This is a genomic window from Vibrio natriegens NBRC 15636 = ATCC 14048 = DSM 759 (assembly GCF_035621455.1).
Classification (GTDB): Bacteria; Pseudomonadota; Gammaproteobacteria; order Enterobacterales; family Vibrionaceae; genus Vibrio; species Vibrio natriegens.
In genome coordinates, this window is sequence record NZ_CP141823.1 from 790234 (window position 1) to 807285 (window position 17052).

Below are 17052 nucleotides of genomic sequence, written 5' to 3' on the forward strand. Positions count from 1 at the left end.
TTCTCATTATATTCCTCACCTGTAAGTTAAACAACTGAGCAATAGAGGCTTATCTGTACCAAAAATACGAAAGCCTGCTTTAAAGCAGGCTTTGTGAAATTAAGCGAGGGTTTCCGTTTTAAACTCGCTAACACTCTAAACTGGTTGACGATGCAACGTTCTTTACGATTGAACGTAAGTTCTCACTGATGGCTCTTAACGTTTTTAGCTCTTCACCACTAAATGGATGAGTAAGAACCGAGTCTGCGCCATTTTTACCCACAACCGTTGGCAAACTGAGTACGACTTTATTCACGCCATATTGCCCTTTTATCATCGTTCCGACAGGCAACACCGAGCGCTCGTTAATGATAACTGCCTGCACTATCCGAAATACACTCGCGGCAATGCCGTGTACGGTATTGTTCTTGCGACGAAATATTTCATAGCCGGCTTGTTTCACCGCCTCCAACAGCTCATCCGCATCAATTCGTTTGATATTGTGTGTATCACAGTAGTAATCCGCCGGTTGGCCTGCGATAGAAATTAAACTCTTCGGCGTAAAACAATGACTACCATGCTCGCCTAATACGTAACCAAAGATATTCTTAGGATCGAGATCCACACGGTTGGCGACAATACTCATCAATCGGGCAGTATCTATAACACAGCCACTGCTGATCACCTTATTCGCTTCAAACCCAGTATTAGCAACAATAAAATGGGTAACAATGTCACATGGGTTAGTGACAACAATAAGAATGGCATTTGGTGCCACACGCTCTATATTACGTGCGATATCCACCCCAATCTTGGCGTTGATTTCTGCGATATCCAGACGAGTCTGCCCATGTTTGATTTGTGCGCCAGCAGTGATGATGACAATGTCAGCTTCTAATAAATCCAGATAGTCATTCGAAGGAATAATACGAGTGTTTTTAGAAAACGTTAACGCCGTTGTGTGACGGAAGTCGAACACTTCTCCTTCGGCTCTTTCCAGATTTTGATCTAATAAAACTAGCTCGCTGAAACTACCCATTGTGAGTAAGTAGTTACAAACACCAACACCAACCGCTCCAGCGCCAATGACACCGATCTTCATTTTTCTCTCCCTGATAATTCTAAAAAATCACTGCAAAATACAGGATTCAAGTCCATCCAATCATCAAATTTTTCGACATGCATAAAGGCTTATGCTCAGCTCAACTCCGTGCGTTTCTGGGTATTGTTCTGCGCTTGCAAGATTAGTCGTTACTTTAAAAATGAGCTGCGATAGAGTAAAAGTCCAACATATTTGTATTCCTGTGAATACCGCTGTAAATGAAGGTGTTGCATCGACCTCGCTTGATGCCCACTAAACCAAACCACTTAAAATCGATTAGTATCGGGTTCAACCCAAACGAGAAGAACGACAACATGGATACATTGTTAATTGGTCACCGAGGTGTGGCGGGGTCTTACCCAGAAAACACAAAGATAAGCGTTCTGGCTGCAATAAACCTTGATTTGAAATGGGTAGAAGTCGATGTTCAGCCGACGAAAGACAACATTTTGGTGGTATGCCATGACCACACGGTCAACCGCTGTAGTAACGGACAAGGGCGAATAGATGAACTGACTTTGGATGAACTCAAAAGCTTAGACTTTGGTAGCTGGTTTAGTGATGAGTTTAAGGGTGAAACCATCATGACGTTGGAAGAGCTTCTTGAACTGGCCGCAGAGCACAACCTCAATTTAAACATCGAAGTTAAAGTTGATCGTCATCCCGCAGAGCCAGTTGCAAAGTTATTAGCGAAAGTGCTTTCTGGTAGCCCTCTGCCCTCAGAGAGTATTTTACTTTCTAGTTTTAGTCATGATGTGATTAGAGCGCTCTTTGAGCACTGCAGAGGCTACCGTTTAGGTGTATTGAGTGAGTTTCTCACCAGAAAAGACCAATTGCTGCTTGAAGAAGTCAACGCTTACAGCTGTAACTTAAACATCAATTGGGTGCGCTCCCGTCAGATTAAAAAACTCCAACAACATGGCTATAAAGTGATGTGCTATACCGTCAACAACCCACATAAACTCAAACATCTGCCACCTCTAGATGGCATCTTCAGTGATTACCCTACACGGTTTCTTCGGTAAAAGACTGTTTTAGATCATGAGGGGGATATACTGCTACCACTCAATGGTAATAGGTGTGCCCCTTCTAACCAATTGAATAAACTCATCCATCTCTTCGTTAGTAATCGCGATACACCCATTGGTCCAATCAAAACTTTGTATAAAGCTTGGATCTTGGGTTTCTCCATTTTTTAAGCCATGGATTTTAATGTTGCCACCAGGGTAGACACCGCGACGATGGGCCTCAAGCGTATCAATAGGATCGGGGTAGCTGATATGTACGGAACGGTAAAAAGCCGAGTCATAGATCACGTAATCCAGAGTATAATCACCTTCTGGTGTGCGATTGTCTCCTTCTTCTTGTTTATGACCTTTGGGGTTAGCACCCAGCGCAATTCGATACTCCTTTATCACAGCGCCTTCTTCCATCAAGTACATTCGACGCTTCGACTTGTCGACTTTAACAAGATCGACAGCACCCTGCGCTTCGAACACGAACGCACAACATACAAGTAAAGAACACCATTTTACTGACATCGCCAGAACGCCTAATAAATAAAGAAGCCAACAAGGAAAGAAGAGAAGGGATATGCTAGTCAGTTGATGATGACAAAGCAATCTGATTATAACGTGGGGACGTAAAAAACCTATGTTAATGGCATTTTGGTATGACAGAGCCCGTATTGCAGATTTATCTATTCATTGTACCTAAGTTGCATTACGGTATTAGAGAACACAATGATTTCGAGAGAGAACCATGATTAACATTGCTTTTTTTAGCGCCAAATCCTACGACGAAGCTTCTTTTAACAAAGTAAAAAATCAACAGGATTTAGAGTTTCATTATCACGATTTTCGGTTGACCACGAAGACGGCGAAAATGGCTCACGGCTGCGAAGTCGTCTGTGCATTTGTTAACGATGATCTGTCAGAACCCGTTTTAAAACAGCTATCTCAGGGCGGGACTAAGCTTATAGCGATGCGTTGTGCGGGATTTGATAAGGTCGACCAACAAGCGGCTAAGAAGCTAGGCTTGCAAGTAGTACGTGTGCCCGCCTATTCACCTGAAGCGGTTGCCGAACATACGGTTGGTATGATGATGTGTCTAAACCGTCGACTACACAAAGCCTATCAGCGAACCCGGGATGCGAATTTCTCTCTGGAAGGTTTAGTTGGCTTCAACTTTTTTGGTAAGACTGTCGGGGTAATAGGTACGGGGAAAATCGGCATTGCTGCGATGAGAATTTTTAAGGGATTAGGCATGGAAATTCTTTGCCATGATCCTTACGAAAACCCACTGGCAATAGAGATGGGCGCACGTTACAGCTCTCTTGAAGATATATACGCCAATGCGGATATTATTACTTTGCATTGCCCGATGAGTAAAGAAAACTACCACCTCCTCAATGCTGACTCATTTTCGAAAATGAAAGATGGGGTGATGATCATTAATACGAGTCGTGGAGAGCTATTGGATTCTGTAGCAGCAATCGAAGCGCTAAAACAAGGCAGAATCGGCTCACTAGGCTTGGATGTGTACGACAATGAAAAAGAGTTGTTCTTCCAGGATAAATCAAACGACATTATCGTAGACGATGTTTTCCGCCGACTGTCGGCATGCCATAACGTGCTGTTCACGGGTCATCAAGCTTTCTTAACTCACGAAGCGCTCAACAACATCGCGTCGGTGACACTAAATAACGTAGAAGCCTTCTTCTCTGGGCAAGTTTCAGGCAATGAACTGATCAACTAAATAAGGAATCGAGGAGGATAGTAGAGCGTAGAATTTTAGCTATGCTATACTCCTCGGCCATTGAAAATTAGAGTCTAACTACCATGAGCATTAAAACTGATATTCAAAAGCTGCATAACCGCGTAGATAACTGCCAACGTAAGCTCGATGCAGCGCGTTCTCGTGGTGATCACGAAATGATTTCTAAGTTTACCGACGAAGTTGAGCAATTAACCAAAAAGCTAAATCAGCTTAAACACAAACAGAGTTATGAGCTTAACAAAGAGCGTAAGAGCTTGCTAGATATGCCATTTTCTCGTGAAATCACCAAAGCTGAGCAAGCGGACATTGGCAAACTAAAAAAACGCGTGCGCGGACTTGTGATCGTTCACCCTATGACCAAAATCGGTAAAGAGCTACGTTTGGATGTAATGACTGGCTTTGCACCAAAAGAGTTTTAATTCGCGTTAGTGCAACGTTTATATTGAGCCTGAGTCCAAAAACTCGGGCTTTTTATTTTCTACCAATCGAATAGGTTAGTGGCCTAGTTCTTACTTAGGGAAAATGCTCGCTAATAAGAATGTAATTAGCACATGAAAGGAAAACCTCGCTATTTCTAACGAGGCTTTGCAATAGAGATTAAGTCAATTGCTGAAGCTTATGTTCAACTAAAGGATCACCAGGAACCAATTGTTGAGCAACCTCTAGAAGCTGCACCGTATCTTGTGGATTGTCATGCTCATGCTTAAGCGCAATGTCTACCAGTGGCTGAATATCAATCTGCGCCTGATGCTCTTTCACATGCTCTTTCTTCTCATCAATTAACACATTATGAGCAGTACTCAGTAAGTTCAAACGATGTTGTGAGCTTGCGTTCGCCTTGTTTAGGCAATGGTAGTAATCCTCTTTTAAGCGCAGTGTTTTGGTTTGATGGCGAAACTGGGCAATGTCTATCTGTTGATGGCGGATAAAGTCAGCGGCCACTTGTTTGTAAAAACCAAATTTATTCATATACGTAGCATGAGTTCCATGTCCCATGCCGTAAACACGAAGATGCGTCAGCTCTGGATAGCGCTTAGCATGAAGTCGGTCAATATCATTCGTCGGGTCATAAATGATATAGCCTCTTGCATCTCCCAGATCCAGATCGTGGTAATCACCATCCCAATCAAACTGTTGCGCTATTTCAGTACTGGATCTGTTATCCCAAGGCACCAGTGCTTGGTTTTTGGTACTAACCGGATGAAACAGCAGAACTTGGTCGAGCTTAAGCAAATTGGCGAATGCCCCTATCGCGAAACCTCCCCGACTCAGTCCATAACCTAAACGGCACTCGAAAGGCGCCAGCAGCGTTGACAGTTGCTCAAGGAAGAAAATCAAGTTACGGCTGCGAAACCAATTACTTTTACCTAGATGCTGGAAAGAAATAATATTTACTTTTTGTTTTTGGGCTAGACGATAGCCCCAAGGCGCGAAATCGGGATGTAAGTCCTGTACTTGCAAGTTAGTACCTGCAGGAGAAAAGGTGAACAATAGTGGTTTGTTAAGATCAACAAACTCATGCTTAACAAAGACATCATCAAGCAAGTCCTCCCCGGATATTGGTAGTCTGGTTTCCTGCTCTTTACGAGAAAGAGTCAGCCATTCCTCCAACCAGTACAGTAACTTCATTAATCCTCCATCTAAATTGCGCCTAGCAATTGTATTAAAAATTTAATTTTTAGTGCGTGATCATTCCCCCTATCGCAGGGGGCTCTGATATCAGTCCTCTTTTAAAAACAAAGTCTTGGTTTGCTCATTAAATTGGGCAATATCTATCTGTTGATGGCGGATAAATTCTTCCGCCACTGAATTAAAAAATTCTAATTTATCCAATTGGTTGGATTGGGTTCCGTGCCCCATTCCAACAACTTTTAAGTGCGTGAGTTCCGGGTAACGTTCTGCATGCAGACGATCGATGCAATTGGTAGGGTCATAAATAACGTAACCTTTGGCATCACCCAACTCTCGATCATGGTAGCCACTCTCCCAGTCAAACTGCTGCGCTAAATCAGTGCTAGGTCTGTCATCCCATGGAACAATAGTCTTATTCTTCGTACTAACAGGATAAAACAGCAGGACATGGTCCAACTTTAGCAACTCTGAAAATGCACCAACAGCAAAGCCACCTCGGCTCTGACCATAACCCAAACGACACATAAAGGGCGCTAATAGCTCGGATAACTGCTCAAGAAAGAAAATCAAATTACGACTTCGGAACCAATTACTTTTACCCAAATGCTGGAAAGCAATAATGTTCACTTCTTGCTGTTCTGCGAGCTGATAACCCCAAGGTTTAAAATTCGGGTTTAAATCCTGAACCTGAACATCAGTACCAGAAGGAGAAAAGGTAAACAGTAAAGGCTTATTCGGGTCGACTAACTCATACCTAACATACACATCGTCAAGTAAATCAAACCCGGAAATCGGTAGTTTAGACCGCTGTTCAATACGGGTATACGTTCGCCATTCATCTAACCAGTACAGTAACTTCATTCATCCTCCAAATAAGTAACACACTTTATCTCTCTGTTAAGTTTACCAAAATGCTATTAAGGACCCTATAAAGCACCGCTTCACAGAAATCTTACTAGCCAATGAAGAAACTATTGCACGGAAAAGAATCGACGCGAACTTAACTTGAAAGCAAATGTACAGAAAGAGGTTCGAGAAAGGTAAATTTTAGAAGAAGTACTTACTTGATAAGCAAGACGTTACAGAACTTTTATTTGCAAGGCTGTTTAAAAACAACAGATACAAAAAAACCGCTGTAAGAACAGCGGTTTTTTCTTAAAAGTGGCGGAGAGATAGGGATTTGAACCCTAGATACGCTATTAACGTATGCCGGTTTTCAAGACCGGTGCTTTCAACCACTCAGCCATCTCTCCACAAATTGTTACTAAAACTTAGTCTTATTTAATGATGCCAAATTTTAGTTTTGCTTTCAGATATACCTTCTATCAAAGGCTATACCTGAAAACGATATTTAAAGCCTGGCGATGTCCTACTCTCACATGGGGAAACCCCACACTACCATCGGCGCTATTTCGTTTCACTTCTGAGTTCGGAATGGAAGTCAGGTGGGTCCAAAACGCTATGGTCGCCAAGCAAATTCTTACTCTCTATTTCTAGAGAAAACTTGGAAAGCTGTTTTTTAATTCTCGTTATTACACATTCAACGTTCTTACTTTGAGTCCATCAAAACCCCTTGGGTGTTGTATGGTTAAGCCTCACGGGCAATTAGTACAGGTTAGCTCAACGCCTCACAACGCTTACACACCCTGCCTATCAACGTCGTAGTCTACGACAACCCTTTAGGATACTTAAAGTATCAGGGAGAACTCATCTCAAGGCTCGCTTCCCGCTTAGATGCTTTCAGCGGTTATCGATCCCGAACTTAGCTACCGGGCAATGCGTCTGGCGACACAACCCGAACACCAGAGGTTCGTCCACTCCGGTCCTCTCGTACTAGGAGCAGCCCCTTTCAATTCTCCAACGCCCACGGCAGATAGGGACCGAACTGTCTCACGACGTTCTAAACCCAGCTCGCGTACCACTTTAAATGGCGAACAGCCATACCCTTGGGACCGACTTCAGCCCCAGGATGTGATGAGCCGACATCGAGGTGCCAAACACCGCCGTCGATATGAACTCTTGGGCGGTATCAGCCTGTTATCCCCGGAGTACCTTTTATCCGTTGAGCGATGGCCCTTCCATTCAGAACCACCGGATCACTATGACCTGCTTTCGCACCTGCTCGAATTGTCATTCTCGCAGTCAAGCGGGCTTATGCCATTGCACTAACCTCACGATGTCCAACCGTGATTAGCCCACCTTCGTGCTCCTCCGTTACGCTTTGGGAGGAGACCGCCCCAGTCAAACTACCCACCAGGCACTGTCCGCAACCCCGATAAGGGGTCAACGTTAGAACATCAACACTACAAGGGTGGTATTTCAAGGACGGCTCCACGAATACTGGCGTACTCGTTTCAAAGCCTCCCACCTATCCTACACATGTAGGGTCAATGTTCAGTGCCAAGCTGTAGTAAAGGTTCACGGGGTCTTTCCGTCTAGCCGCGGGTACACTGCATCTTCACAGCGATTTCAATTTCACTGAGTCTCGGGTGGAGACAGCGTGGCCATCATTACGCCATTCGTGCAGGTCGGAACTTACCCGACAAGGAATTTCGCTACCTTAGGACCGTTATAGTTACGGCCGCCGTTTACCGGGGCTTCGATCAAGAGCTTCGACCGAAGTCTAACCCCATCAATTAACCTTCCGGCACCGGGCAGGCGTCACACCGTATACGTCATCTTACGATTTTGCACAGTGCTGTGTTTTTAATAAACAGTTGCAGCCACCTGGTATCTGCGACTCTCAATAGCTCCATCCGCGAGGGACTTCACCGTCGAGAGCGTACCTTCTCCCGAAGTTACGGTACCATTTTGCCTAGTTCCTTCACCCGAGTTCTCTCAAGCGCCTTGGTATTCTCTACCCGACCACCTGTGTCGGTTTGGGGTACGATTCCTTACAATCTGAAGCTTAGAGGCTTTTCCTGGAAGCATGGCATCAATGACTTCACACCCGTAGGTGCTCGACATCGTGTCTCAGCCTTAGAGAGAGCCGGATTTACCTAACTCTCAAGCCTACGCACTTGAACCTGGACAACCGTCGCCAGGCCCACCTAGCCTTCTCCGTCCCCCCATCGCAATTGTAAGAAGTACGGGAATATTAACCCGTTTCCCATCGACTACGCCTTTCGGCCTCGCCTTAGGAGTCGACTTACCCTGCCCCGATTAACGTTGGACAGGAACCCTTGGTCTTCCGGCGAGGAGGTTTTTCACCCCCTTTATCGTTACTCATGTCAGCATTCGCACTTCTGATACGTCCAGCATGCGTTACCACACACCTTCAACCGCTTACAGAACGCTCCCCTACCCAATACTCAAAGAGTATTGCCGCAGCTTCGGTTTACTACTTAGCCCCGTTACATCTTCCGCGCAGGCCGACTCGACCAGTGAGCTATTACGCTTTCTTTAAATGATGGCTGCTTCTAAGCCAACATCCTGGCTGTCTGAGCCTTCCCACATCGTTTCCCACTTAGTAGTAATTTGGGACCTTAGCTGGCGGTCTGGGTTGTTTCCCTCTCCACGACGGACGTTAGCACCCGCCGTGTGTCTCCCGGATAGTACTTACTGGTATTCGGAGTTTGCAAAGGGTTGGTAAGTCGGGATGACCCCCTAGCCTTAACAGTGCTCTACCCCCAGTAGTATTCGTCCGAGGCGCTACCTAAATAGCTTTCGGGGAGAACCAGCTATCTCCAGGTTTGATTGGCCTTTCACCCCTAGCCACAAGTCATCCGCTAATTTTTCAACATTAGTCGGTTCGGTCCTCCAGTTGATGTTACTCAACCTTCAACCTGCCCATGGCTAGATCACCTGGTTTCGGGTCTATATCCAGAGACTGAACGCCCAGTTAAGACTCGGTTTCCCTACGGCTCCCCTAGATGGTTAACCTTGCCACTGAATATAAGTCGCTGACCCATTATACAAAAGGTACGCAGTCACAGGACAAAGCCTGCTCCTACTGCTTGTACGTACACGGTTTCAGGTTCTATTTCACTCCCCTCACAGGGGTTCTTTTCGCCTTTCCCTCACGGTACTGGTTCACTATCGGTCAGTCAGTAGTATTTAGCCTTGGAGGATGGTCCCCCCATATTCAGACAGGATATCACGTGTCCCGCCCTACTCGATTTCACTGAACACACATCGTCAACTACGGGACTATCACCCTGTATCGTCGGCCTTTCCAGACCGTTCGTCTAACGTGTGTAAAGCTTAAGGGCTAGTCCAATTTCGCTCGCCGCTACTTTCGGAATCTCGGTTGATTTCTTTTCCTCGGGGTACTTAGATGTTTCAGTTCCCCCGGTTCGCCTCCTGTTGCTATGTATTCACAACAGGATACTTACTTATGTAAGTGGGTTTCCCCATTCGGAAATCCCAGACTCAAGTGGCTTTTACTGCCTAATCTGGGCTTATCGCAAGTTAATACGTCCTTCATCGCCTCTGACTGCCAAGGCATCCACCGTGTACGCTTAGTCACTTAACCATACAACCCGAAGGAGTTTCGAATTGATGTTAAACAACCAAAGTTGCTGTCTCATTATTTGAATGAGCGAGACAGCTTTCGATTTTGCCGGACTCAAATATGAATAATCCTAAGATTATTCCCAAGAACACTTGAATGTGTTTTTAGTTGTATTCAAATACATGAATACTTTGAGAACTTTACAAGTAATCTTAAAGATTACTTTGTCAGCTTTCCAAATTGTTAAAGAGCTAGATTCATTTAAGAACCATTTTTAAGAACACTTAAGACTTTCTGTTTCAAAAGAAATGCGCTTAAAGATGGTGGGCGATACCGGGCTCGAACCAGTGACCCCCTGCTTGTAAGGCAGGTGCTCTCCCAACTGAGCTAATCGCCCATAGAATCAAGAATGGTGGAGCTAAGCAGGATCGAACTGCTGACCTCCTGCGTGCAAGGCAGGCGCTCTCCCAGCTGAGCTATAGCCCCATATCTTGAGATAATGGTGGGTCGTGCAGGATTCGAACCTGCGACCAATTGATTAAAAGTCAACTGCTCTACCAACTGAGCTAACGACCCAATGGTATCCCGTAGGGGAGTCGAACCCCTGTTACCGCCGTGAAAGGGCGGTGTCCTAGGCCTCTAGACGAACGGGACACTAAGTTGAACATCTTGGGGGATGTTCTATCTCTTAAACTTCATAAACCATATCAATCTGTGTGGACACTCATCGTGAGTAATCATCGTATAAGGAGGTGATCCAGCGCCAGGTTCCCCTAGCGCTACCTTGTTACGACTTCACCCCAGTCATGAACCACAAAGTGGTAAGCGTCCCCCCGAAGGTTAAACTACCTACTTCTTTTGCAGCCCACTCCCATGGTGTGACGGGCGGTGTGTACAAGGCCCGGGAACGTATTCACCGTGGCATTCTGATCCACGATTACTAGCGATTCCGACTTCATGGAGTCGAGTTGCAGACTCCAATCCGGACTACGACGCACTTTTTGGGATTCGCTCACTTTCGCAAGTTGGCCGCCCTCTGTATGCGCCATTGTAGCACGTGTGTAGCCCTACTCGTAAGGGCCATGATGACTTGACGTCGTCCCCACCTTCCTCCGGTTTATCACCGGCAGTCTCCCTGGAGTTCCCGACATTACTCGCTGGCAAACAAGGATAAGGGTTGCGCTCGTTGCGGGACTTAACCCAACATTTCACAACACGAGCTGACGACAGCCATGCAGCACCTGTCTCAGAGTTCCCGAAGGCACCAATTCATCTCTGAAAAGTTCTCTGGATGTCAAGAGTAGGTAAGGTTCTTCGCGTTGCATCGAATTAAACCACATGCTCCACCGCTTGTGCGGGCCCCCGTCAATTCATTTGAGTTTTAATCTTGCGACCGTACTCCCCAGGCGGTCTACTTAACGCGTTAGCTCCGAAAGCCACGGCTCAAGGCCACAACCTCCAAGTAGACATCGTTTACGGCGTGGACTACCAGGGTATCTAATCCTGTTTGCTCCCCACGCTTTCGCATCTGAGTGTCAGTATCTGTCCAGGGGGCCGCCTTCGCCACCGGTATTCCTTCAGATCTCTACGCATTTCACCGCTACACCTGAAATTCTACCCCCCTCTACAGTACTCTAGTCTGCCAGTTTCAAATGCTATTCCGAGGTTGAGCCCCGGGCTTTCACATCTGACTTAACAAACCACCTGCATGCGCTTTACGCCCAGTAATTCCGATTAACGCTCGCACCCTCCGTATTACCGCGGCTGCTGGCACGGAGTTAGCCGGTGCTTCTTCTGTCGCTAACGTCAAATCTATACGCTATTAACGCATAAACCTTCCTCACGACTGAAAGTGCTTTACAACCCGAAGGCCTTCTTCACACACGCGGCATGGCTGCATCAGGCTTGCGCCCATTGTGCAATATTCCCCACTGCTGCCTCCCGTAGGAGTCTGGACCGTGTCTCAGTTCCAGTGTGGCTGATCATCCTCTCAGACCAGCTAGGGATCGTCGCCTTGGTGAGCCCTTACCTCACCAACTAGCTAATCCCACCTAGGCATATCCTGACGCGAGAGGCCCGAAGGTCCCCCTCTTTGGCCCGTAGGCATCATGCGGTATTAGCCATCGTTTCCAATGGTTATCCCCCACATCAGGGCAATTTCCTAGGCATTACTCACCCGTCCGCCGCTCGACGCCGTTAACGTCCCCCGAAGGTTCAGTTAACTCGTTTCCGCTCGACTTGCATGTGTTAGGCCTGCCGCCAGCGTTCAATCTGAGCCATGATCAAACTCTTCAATTTAAGATTTTGTTCGGCTCAATGAATACTGAACATTACATAAAGTAATGTTTGAATTGACTGTGCTCTTATTGGTTTTCACTTTTGAAAAAGTAAAACAAAACAGCTCAAGGCTGCTTCCCAATTCGAATGGTCACTTCGTATCATTGAAACCTAATTTGAAACCGAAGTTTCTAATTGGATTATCATCAACGAGTGCCCACACAGATTGATAGGTCTATATTGTTAAAGAGCTTGCTTTTCGAGAAACTTTTCTCTCAAAGCGGAGGCGTATTCTAATGAACTAATTCTTGGTGTCAAACACTTTTTAAATTAATTTTTAGAAGCTTTTAATTCGCCTTGTTGCCAACTGCTTTTGCGTTTCCGCTTTGCCCTGACAACGGAGGCGCATTATAGGGAGATGATTTTTCTTGGCAACCCTTTTTGAAGAAAAAATTCAAAAAAAAGCGCCGAGTGATGAAATCTCACTCAAACGCTTATTTTTAGCACTCATTTGTTAATGCCAGGTAGCAAATAGGCAATCAGAATGTATCCAACCAAGACTCTTCAAAGCTTGTAATATCAAGTGAAAGCGATTTGCTCACTTCGATCTCTTCTATGGTTTCTAATTCTTTAGTTACGCTACTCATGGTGAGCGTGTTGTTGTCTAACTCGAATACTTGTCTTTGCGTGGTGTAGTAGAACTTGAGAATGGTCAGCGCTTTCAAATCATCCGTACTTGCAGCAGCTTTGATATTTTTTAGCTTACGGTAAATCTTGTTGTGTATTTGCTTAAGCTTCCAAACGTACAGAACTTCTCGCATGTAAGGGTGAGTTTTAAATTGGTTTAGCAAAGAGAGGGACGTCGCGAGAGACAGAAGTACGCCAATCAAATTCCAATGAAAGTTTCCTGTAGATTGTTCCGGTTGAATGTTGGTATTGCCAAAAAGACTAATGAGTAGCGTACTGAAGGCTAACGAAGAGACAGCAAGCAATACAACAAAGCCGCCAATCACCAGGTTTACTTTCTTTTTATAGACTTCTTTATTGATTTTTTTAATTTCCATATACCACTCCTAAAGGGTTACCCCTATTGTAGCGGCGAGAATCGGCACCACAATCGTAGCTTTGTAAGTAAGTTCATAATTCTCGCATCAAAGCGTCGTCTGGGTATATACTCCGCGCATTCACTCTTCATATATAGAGGCTAAATTCATGCGCTCTTTTGTTTTACGAGCTCGTGCTGCACCAACCACCAGCAAAGCACTACTCGAAGGTGTCGGTCAGGAAGCACATACCGAGATCCTTGCTCACACTATGATGAATACTATGTTTGTTGCACAGTCACATCGTGAAGACGTAGTTGTGTACCTGGTTCTTGAGAGCACCAAAGATTACTCCCGCACGATTACGATTCGATCGAATGATATTACTAATATTGGTGGATTCCACGAGTCGACGTTGATCGCTGCCGTGGCGCGTGCTTTGGATGCATCGGTTGGTATGGGCAAAGAACAGCTGCGTGACGTTGAGCCAGGTATTACGGTTCGTACCATTAGTTTTGAGCGTTTGGTTCAAGAACTGGCTGAGGACCATCAGCTATATATGTTGGATAAGAAAGGCGATTTCGTTCGTGATGCAGAAATTGGGGCCAACCCTTGTTTCTTGCTAACTGATCACATTCCAATGCCGAAGAAGTCATTCAACAGTTTGAAACGCCTTGGGACAGAAAAGATCAGCCTTGGTCCTAAGATGTTGTTTGCTTCTCAGTGTGTAGTACTGATTCACAATGAATTGGACATTCGCGAATTCTAGTTCTTCGCTTACGAATAGTGTCACTGACAGATGGTTAAAGAACGAAAGAGGACTCCATGGAGTCCTCTTTTTGTTTCTCAATTTCTGGTGGTGGCCTTATTTACCGCCAATGCTCAAACGTGCAAAACGCACATCTGGTGCAAAGAAAGTTCGGCTGTCATTGATTAGCTGAGTATCTCCAACCGCGTCCACTTCTTGCAGCATTTTGTAGAAGTTACCCGCAACAGTAATACCACGTACAGGCTGAACTCGTTGACCATCTCGGCATAAGAACCCGCTAGCACCAAACGAGAAATCACCGCTGACAGCATCGGCACCAGAATGAACACCCTGCAGTTCTACTAGTTCAAGGTACTCACCCGCTTTAACTTCCGCAATACTGCTCTTGCCCGTAGCAATCACTTTGTGGTTAGCAGCAACATCTAGGCTTGATTTCGCTCCTCGAGCAGCACTCGCGGTTGAAACGGCACCTAAGTAGCTTGCAGTGTGACTGTTGTGCAATAACGTATTGAGCTGACCATTCTCAATTAACACGTTGTCCTGCGTTGCAAAGCCTTCACTATCGAAACCACAAATCGCCATACCATTTGCCATGTATGCGGTGTCAGTCAGGGTGATCAATTCACTTGCAACGCTTTGACCAAGCTTGTTACCCAATGGTGTAATCCCTTTCACTGCGCTTACACCAGAGAAAGCACTGCCGAATGCACCAAACAAACTGCTTAGTGCATCGATATGGAAGATAGCTGGATAGTTGCCAGTTTTAACCGGACCGCCATCAAGCAAGTCACGGGCTAAGTTGTAACCCTCTTCAATACAGAAAGCCGAGTTCAACTCGTCGAAACGACGCCCTACCGACATCTTACCCGCCATCGACTGCTTACCGTCTTTTTCAAAAAGCGTGTAGGCGTAACAGTTGAAAGAGCGCTCGAAGTGCTGACACAGAGTACCTTGCGTATTAGCAATGATCAGTTGAGTTTCACCATCGCTATAGCCGTTGTATGGCGAGCTTGAAGCATGAGGTAAGCTGACCACACCTTGCTCAAGCGCAAGAGAAAGCTCGATTTTTTCATCAACAGACGTGGTGTCTTCCTGCGCAATTTCCGCAACATCCGTCGTGATCTGGCTGTCTACACAGCTGATCGTTTGATGTTCATCTTGCTTGGAGAAGCGAGCACTCTGCAACGCATTAGTCAGCATCAAATCTAGGCTTGGCTGTTCTAATGACTCAGAATAACTGGTCGCTACTCGTGCGTCTTTTACCACTCGAACACCGAGTACCTGGCTCGAGCTTACTTTGTATTCATCCAGCTTGCCTTGGTTCGCTTTCAAAGAGAAGCTGCTGTTGCGGTTAACAATCACATCCGCTTCTGCGCCTTGGCGTTTAGCTTCTGACAGGACGTAATCAACGGCATTAAGAAGTTGTTGTTCTTGGCTCATTAGTTACCACCTCCTACCAGAATATTGTCGACTTTCAGCGAAGGCTGACCGACGGTTGTTGGTACAGCGCCACTCACAGAACCACACATACCCGGAGCAAGCGCCATGTCCTTGCCCACCATGCTGATTTCTTTCAGAACTTTAGGGCCAGTACTGATCAGCGTTGCCGCTTTGAGTGGTTTAGTGATTTTGCCGTTTTCGATCAGATAAGCTTCACGTACTGCAAAGTTGAACTCGCCCGTACCTGGCTGAACAGAGCCGCCGCCCATTTTCTTGGCGTAAATACCACGCTCAACACCTGCCAGCATATCGTCCAGTGAATGTTCACCTTCTTCAATAAAGGTGTTACGCATACGCGAAGTTGGAGCGAACTTATAGTTTTGGCGACGGCCTGAACCGGTTGGCTCATAACCCGTTTTCATGCCGCCCATTTTGTCGACCATAAAGCTAGTTAACTTACCGTCTTTGATAAGTTGAGTGCGCTGAGTAGGCAACCCTTCGTCATCGACATGAATTGAGCCCCATTCGTTGGTCATGGTGCCATCATCGACTGCGTTCACGGCCGTGTGAGCAATCATTTCGCCCATCTTGTCATGGAATACGGATGCTTTCTTCGCGACCGATGTTGTTTCAAGCAAGTGACCACAGGCTTCGTGGAAGATAACACCACCAAAACCATTGCCGATAACCACTGGCATTTCACCTGATGGACAGGCATCCGCTCCAAGCTTAACCAAAGCTTGTTGAGCGATAGTCTGACCCAGTTCCTTGGCATCTAAATGCTCACTGAACTCCCAGCCAGCCAGTGCACCAGGACCTTCCATGCCAGAAGACTGCTCATTGCCTTTTTGAGCAACGGTGTTACCTGCGACGCGAATGTAATGACGCGTATCATCAACGTGTAAACCTTCCGAGTTGAAGATAGATACCTGCTGCTCTCGCTGTAGCACACTACCAATAAACTGGCTGATGTATTCACTTTCCGCTCGTGCCGCTTGATCAACTTTTAAAAGAAACGCGATTTTAGAATCCAGATTGGCGTCTTTACTCAGAGGCAAACGGCATCCGTGCTGAACTGGGTAGCGATTCAAATTAAGAGAACCCGCAGATGCGATTTGCTCACGTTTGTCTTTCGCAGCCAGCAACGAGGTGACGCGTTTGAGTTCTGCTTCGTCTGTGCTGTTGGTGTACCCATAAAGCACTTTGTGACCGAAGAAGAGGCGAATACCGATACCAAAATCGATACCGGAATTGACCTTATCCACCTCACCAGATGCGATCTGGACGGTGTTAGTTTGATGATGTTCAACGAATAGCTCAGCGAAATCAGCTCCTAGAAAAAGAGCATGATCGATCACTGACTTCGCTGTTACAGAATTAAGCATGAAGTCTCCTTGCTTGATGATCGTCTTAGCCTTCCTAAATAACTTACTGTTAATTCAGTAAAGTTAAATTGGCAACACGTTAAATTTTAACAGTTTATTAACCTTGTTTTGTGCTAATCCTTGCTAAGTGAGACCACGATTGTTTATTAAATATTCCAGTTTCTGCACATAAACCAGAGAGTTGCACTGGTCAA

General features: G+C 45.8%; 11 protein-coding genes, 5 tRNA genes and 3 rRNA genes. 4 read left to right on the plus strand and 15 right to left on the minus strand.

Annotated elements, in window-relative coordinates:
* Nucleotides 1-127 precede the first annotated feature (127 nt).
* Nucleotides 128-1081, minus strand: coding sequence for a lactate/malate family dehydrogenase (locus VER99_RS18050; protein WP_014233519.1), 954 nt, complete (start codon nt 1079-1081; stop codon nt 128-130).
* A gap of 314 nt (nt 1082-1395) precedes the next feature.
* Here VER99_RS18050 and VER99_RS18055 point away from each other — a divergent pair, with 314 nt between their 5' ends.
* Entirely contained in the window at nt 1396-2106 is a 711-nt protein-coding gene (locus VER99_RS18055; RefSeq protein WP_024373029.1) for a glycerophosphodiester phosphodiesterase family protein, read from the plus strand.
* Between the two features lie 33 nt (nt 2107-2139).
* Here the strand turns inward: VER99_RS18055 and VER99_RS18060 are convergent, their stop codons facing one another.
* Nucleotides 2140-2622, minus strand: a complete 483-nt coding sequence (locus tag VER99_RS18060) for a L,D-transpeptidase family protein (protein WP_020334628.1) — start codon at nt 2620-2622, stop codon at nt 2140-2142.
* 220 nt (nt 2623-2842) lie between these two features.
* Here VER99_RS18060 and VER99_RS18065 point away from each other — a divergent pair, with 220 nt between their 5' ends.
* Complete coding sequence (locus VER99_RS18065) at nt 2843-3838, plus strand: 2-hydroxyacid dehydrogenase (RefSeq protein WP_020334627.1); 996 nt, start codon at nt 2843-2845, stop codon at nt 3836-3838.
* An 83-nt stretch (nt 3839-3921) separates the two neighbouring features.
* Nucleotides 3922-4278, plus strand: a complete 357-nt coding sequence (locus VER99_RS18070) for a YibL family ribosome-associated protein (protein WP_014233515.1) — start codon at nt 3922-3924, stop codon at nt 4276-4278.
* Between the two features lie 178 nt (nt 4279-4456).
* Here the strand turns inward: VER99_RS18070 and VER99_RS18075 are convergent, their stop codons facing one another.
* From VER99_RS18075 to VER99_RS18125, 11 genes are all read right to left on the minus strand, one after another.
* Nucleotides 4457-5488, minus strand: a complete 1032-nt coding sequence (locus tag VER99_RS18075; protein WP_020334625.1) for a hypothetical protein — start codon at nt 5486-5488, stop codon at nt 4457-4459.
* 90 nt (nt 5489-5578) lie between these two features.
* Nucleotides 5579-6352 carry a hypothetical protein gene (locus VER99_RS18080; RefSeq protein WP_020334624.1) on the minus strand — a complete coding sequence of 258 codons (774 nt, stop codon included), beginning with the start codon at nt 6350-6352 and terminating at the stop codon, nt 5579-5581.
* Nucleotides 6353-6653: 301 nt separating this feature from the next.
* Nucleotides 6654-6744 (minus strand) — tRNA-Ser (locus VER99_RS18085).
* 103 nt (nt 6745-6847) lie between these two features.
* A 5S ribosomal RNA gene (rrf, locus tag VER99_RS18090) occupies nt 6848-6964 on the minus strand.
* A 111-nt stretch (nt 6965-7075) separates the two neighbouring features.
* A 23S ribosomal RNA gene (locus VER99_RS18095) occupies nt 7076-9965 on the minus strand.
* A 300-nt stretch (nt 9966-10265) separates the two neighbouring features.
* Nucleotides 10266-10341: transfer RNA gene (locus tag VER99_RS18100), tRNA-Val, on the minus strand.
* A gap of 13 nt (nt 10342-10354) precedes the next feature.
* Nucleotides 10355-10430, minus strand: a tRNA-Ala gene (locus VER99_RS18105).
* 14 nt (nt 10431-10444) lie between these two features.
* Nucleotides 10445-10520, minus strand: a tRNA-Lys gene (locus VER99_RS18110).
* 2 nt (nt 10521-10522) lie between these two features.
* Nucleotides 10523-10598 (minus strand) — tRNA-Glu (locus VER99_RS18115).
* 91 nt (nt 10599-10689) lie between these two features.
* Nucleotides 10690-12242: ribosomal RNA gene (locus VER99_RS18120) — 16S ribosomal RNA — on the minus strand.
* The 16S, 23S and 5S rRNA genes sit together here with 5 tRNA genes alongside, the layout of an rRNA operon.
* A gap of 518 nt (nt 12243-12760) precedes the next feature.
* A complete protein-coding gene (locus VER99_RS18125) occupies nt 12761-13285 on the minus strand; it encodes a DUF3087 domain-containing protein (protein WP_020335119.1) in 525 nt (174 codons plus the stop codon).
* 148 nt (nt 13286-13433) lie between these two features.
* On the opposite strand from VER99_RS18125, the gene trmY reads away from it, so the two are divergent.
* Nucleotides 13434-14033 (plus strand): tRNA (pseudouridine(54)-N(1))-methyltransferase TrmY, encoded by a 600-nt coding sequence (gene trmY / locus VER99_RS18130; RefSeq protein WP_020335118.1) that lies wholly within the window; start codon nt 13434-13436, stop codon nt 14031-14033.
* Between the two features lie 96 nt (nt 14034-14129).
* Here the strand turns inward: trmY and VER99_RS18135 are convergent, their stop codons facing one another.
* Together VER99_RS18135 and VER99_RS18140 are read right to left on the minus strand one after the other, a co-directional pair.
* A complete protein-coding gene (locus VER99_RS18135) occupies nt 14130-15473 on the minus strand; it encodes a TldD/PmbA family protein (RefSeq protein ID WP_020335117.1) in 1344 nt (447 codons plus the stop codon).
* Nucleotides 15473-16858: a TldD/PmbA family protein gene (locus VER99_RS18140; protein WP_020335116.1), complete on the minus strand. Its 1386-nt coding sequence runs from the start codon at nt 16856-16858 to the stop codon at nt 15473-15475. The genes VER99_RS18135 and VER99_RS18140 overlap by 1 nt, the downstream gene beginning before the upstream one ends.
* Nucleotides 16859-17052: the final 194 nt, after the last annotated feature.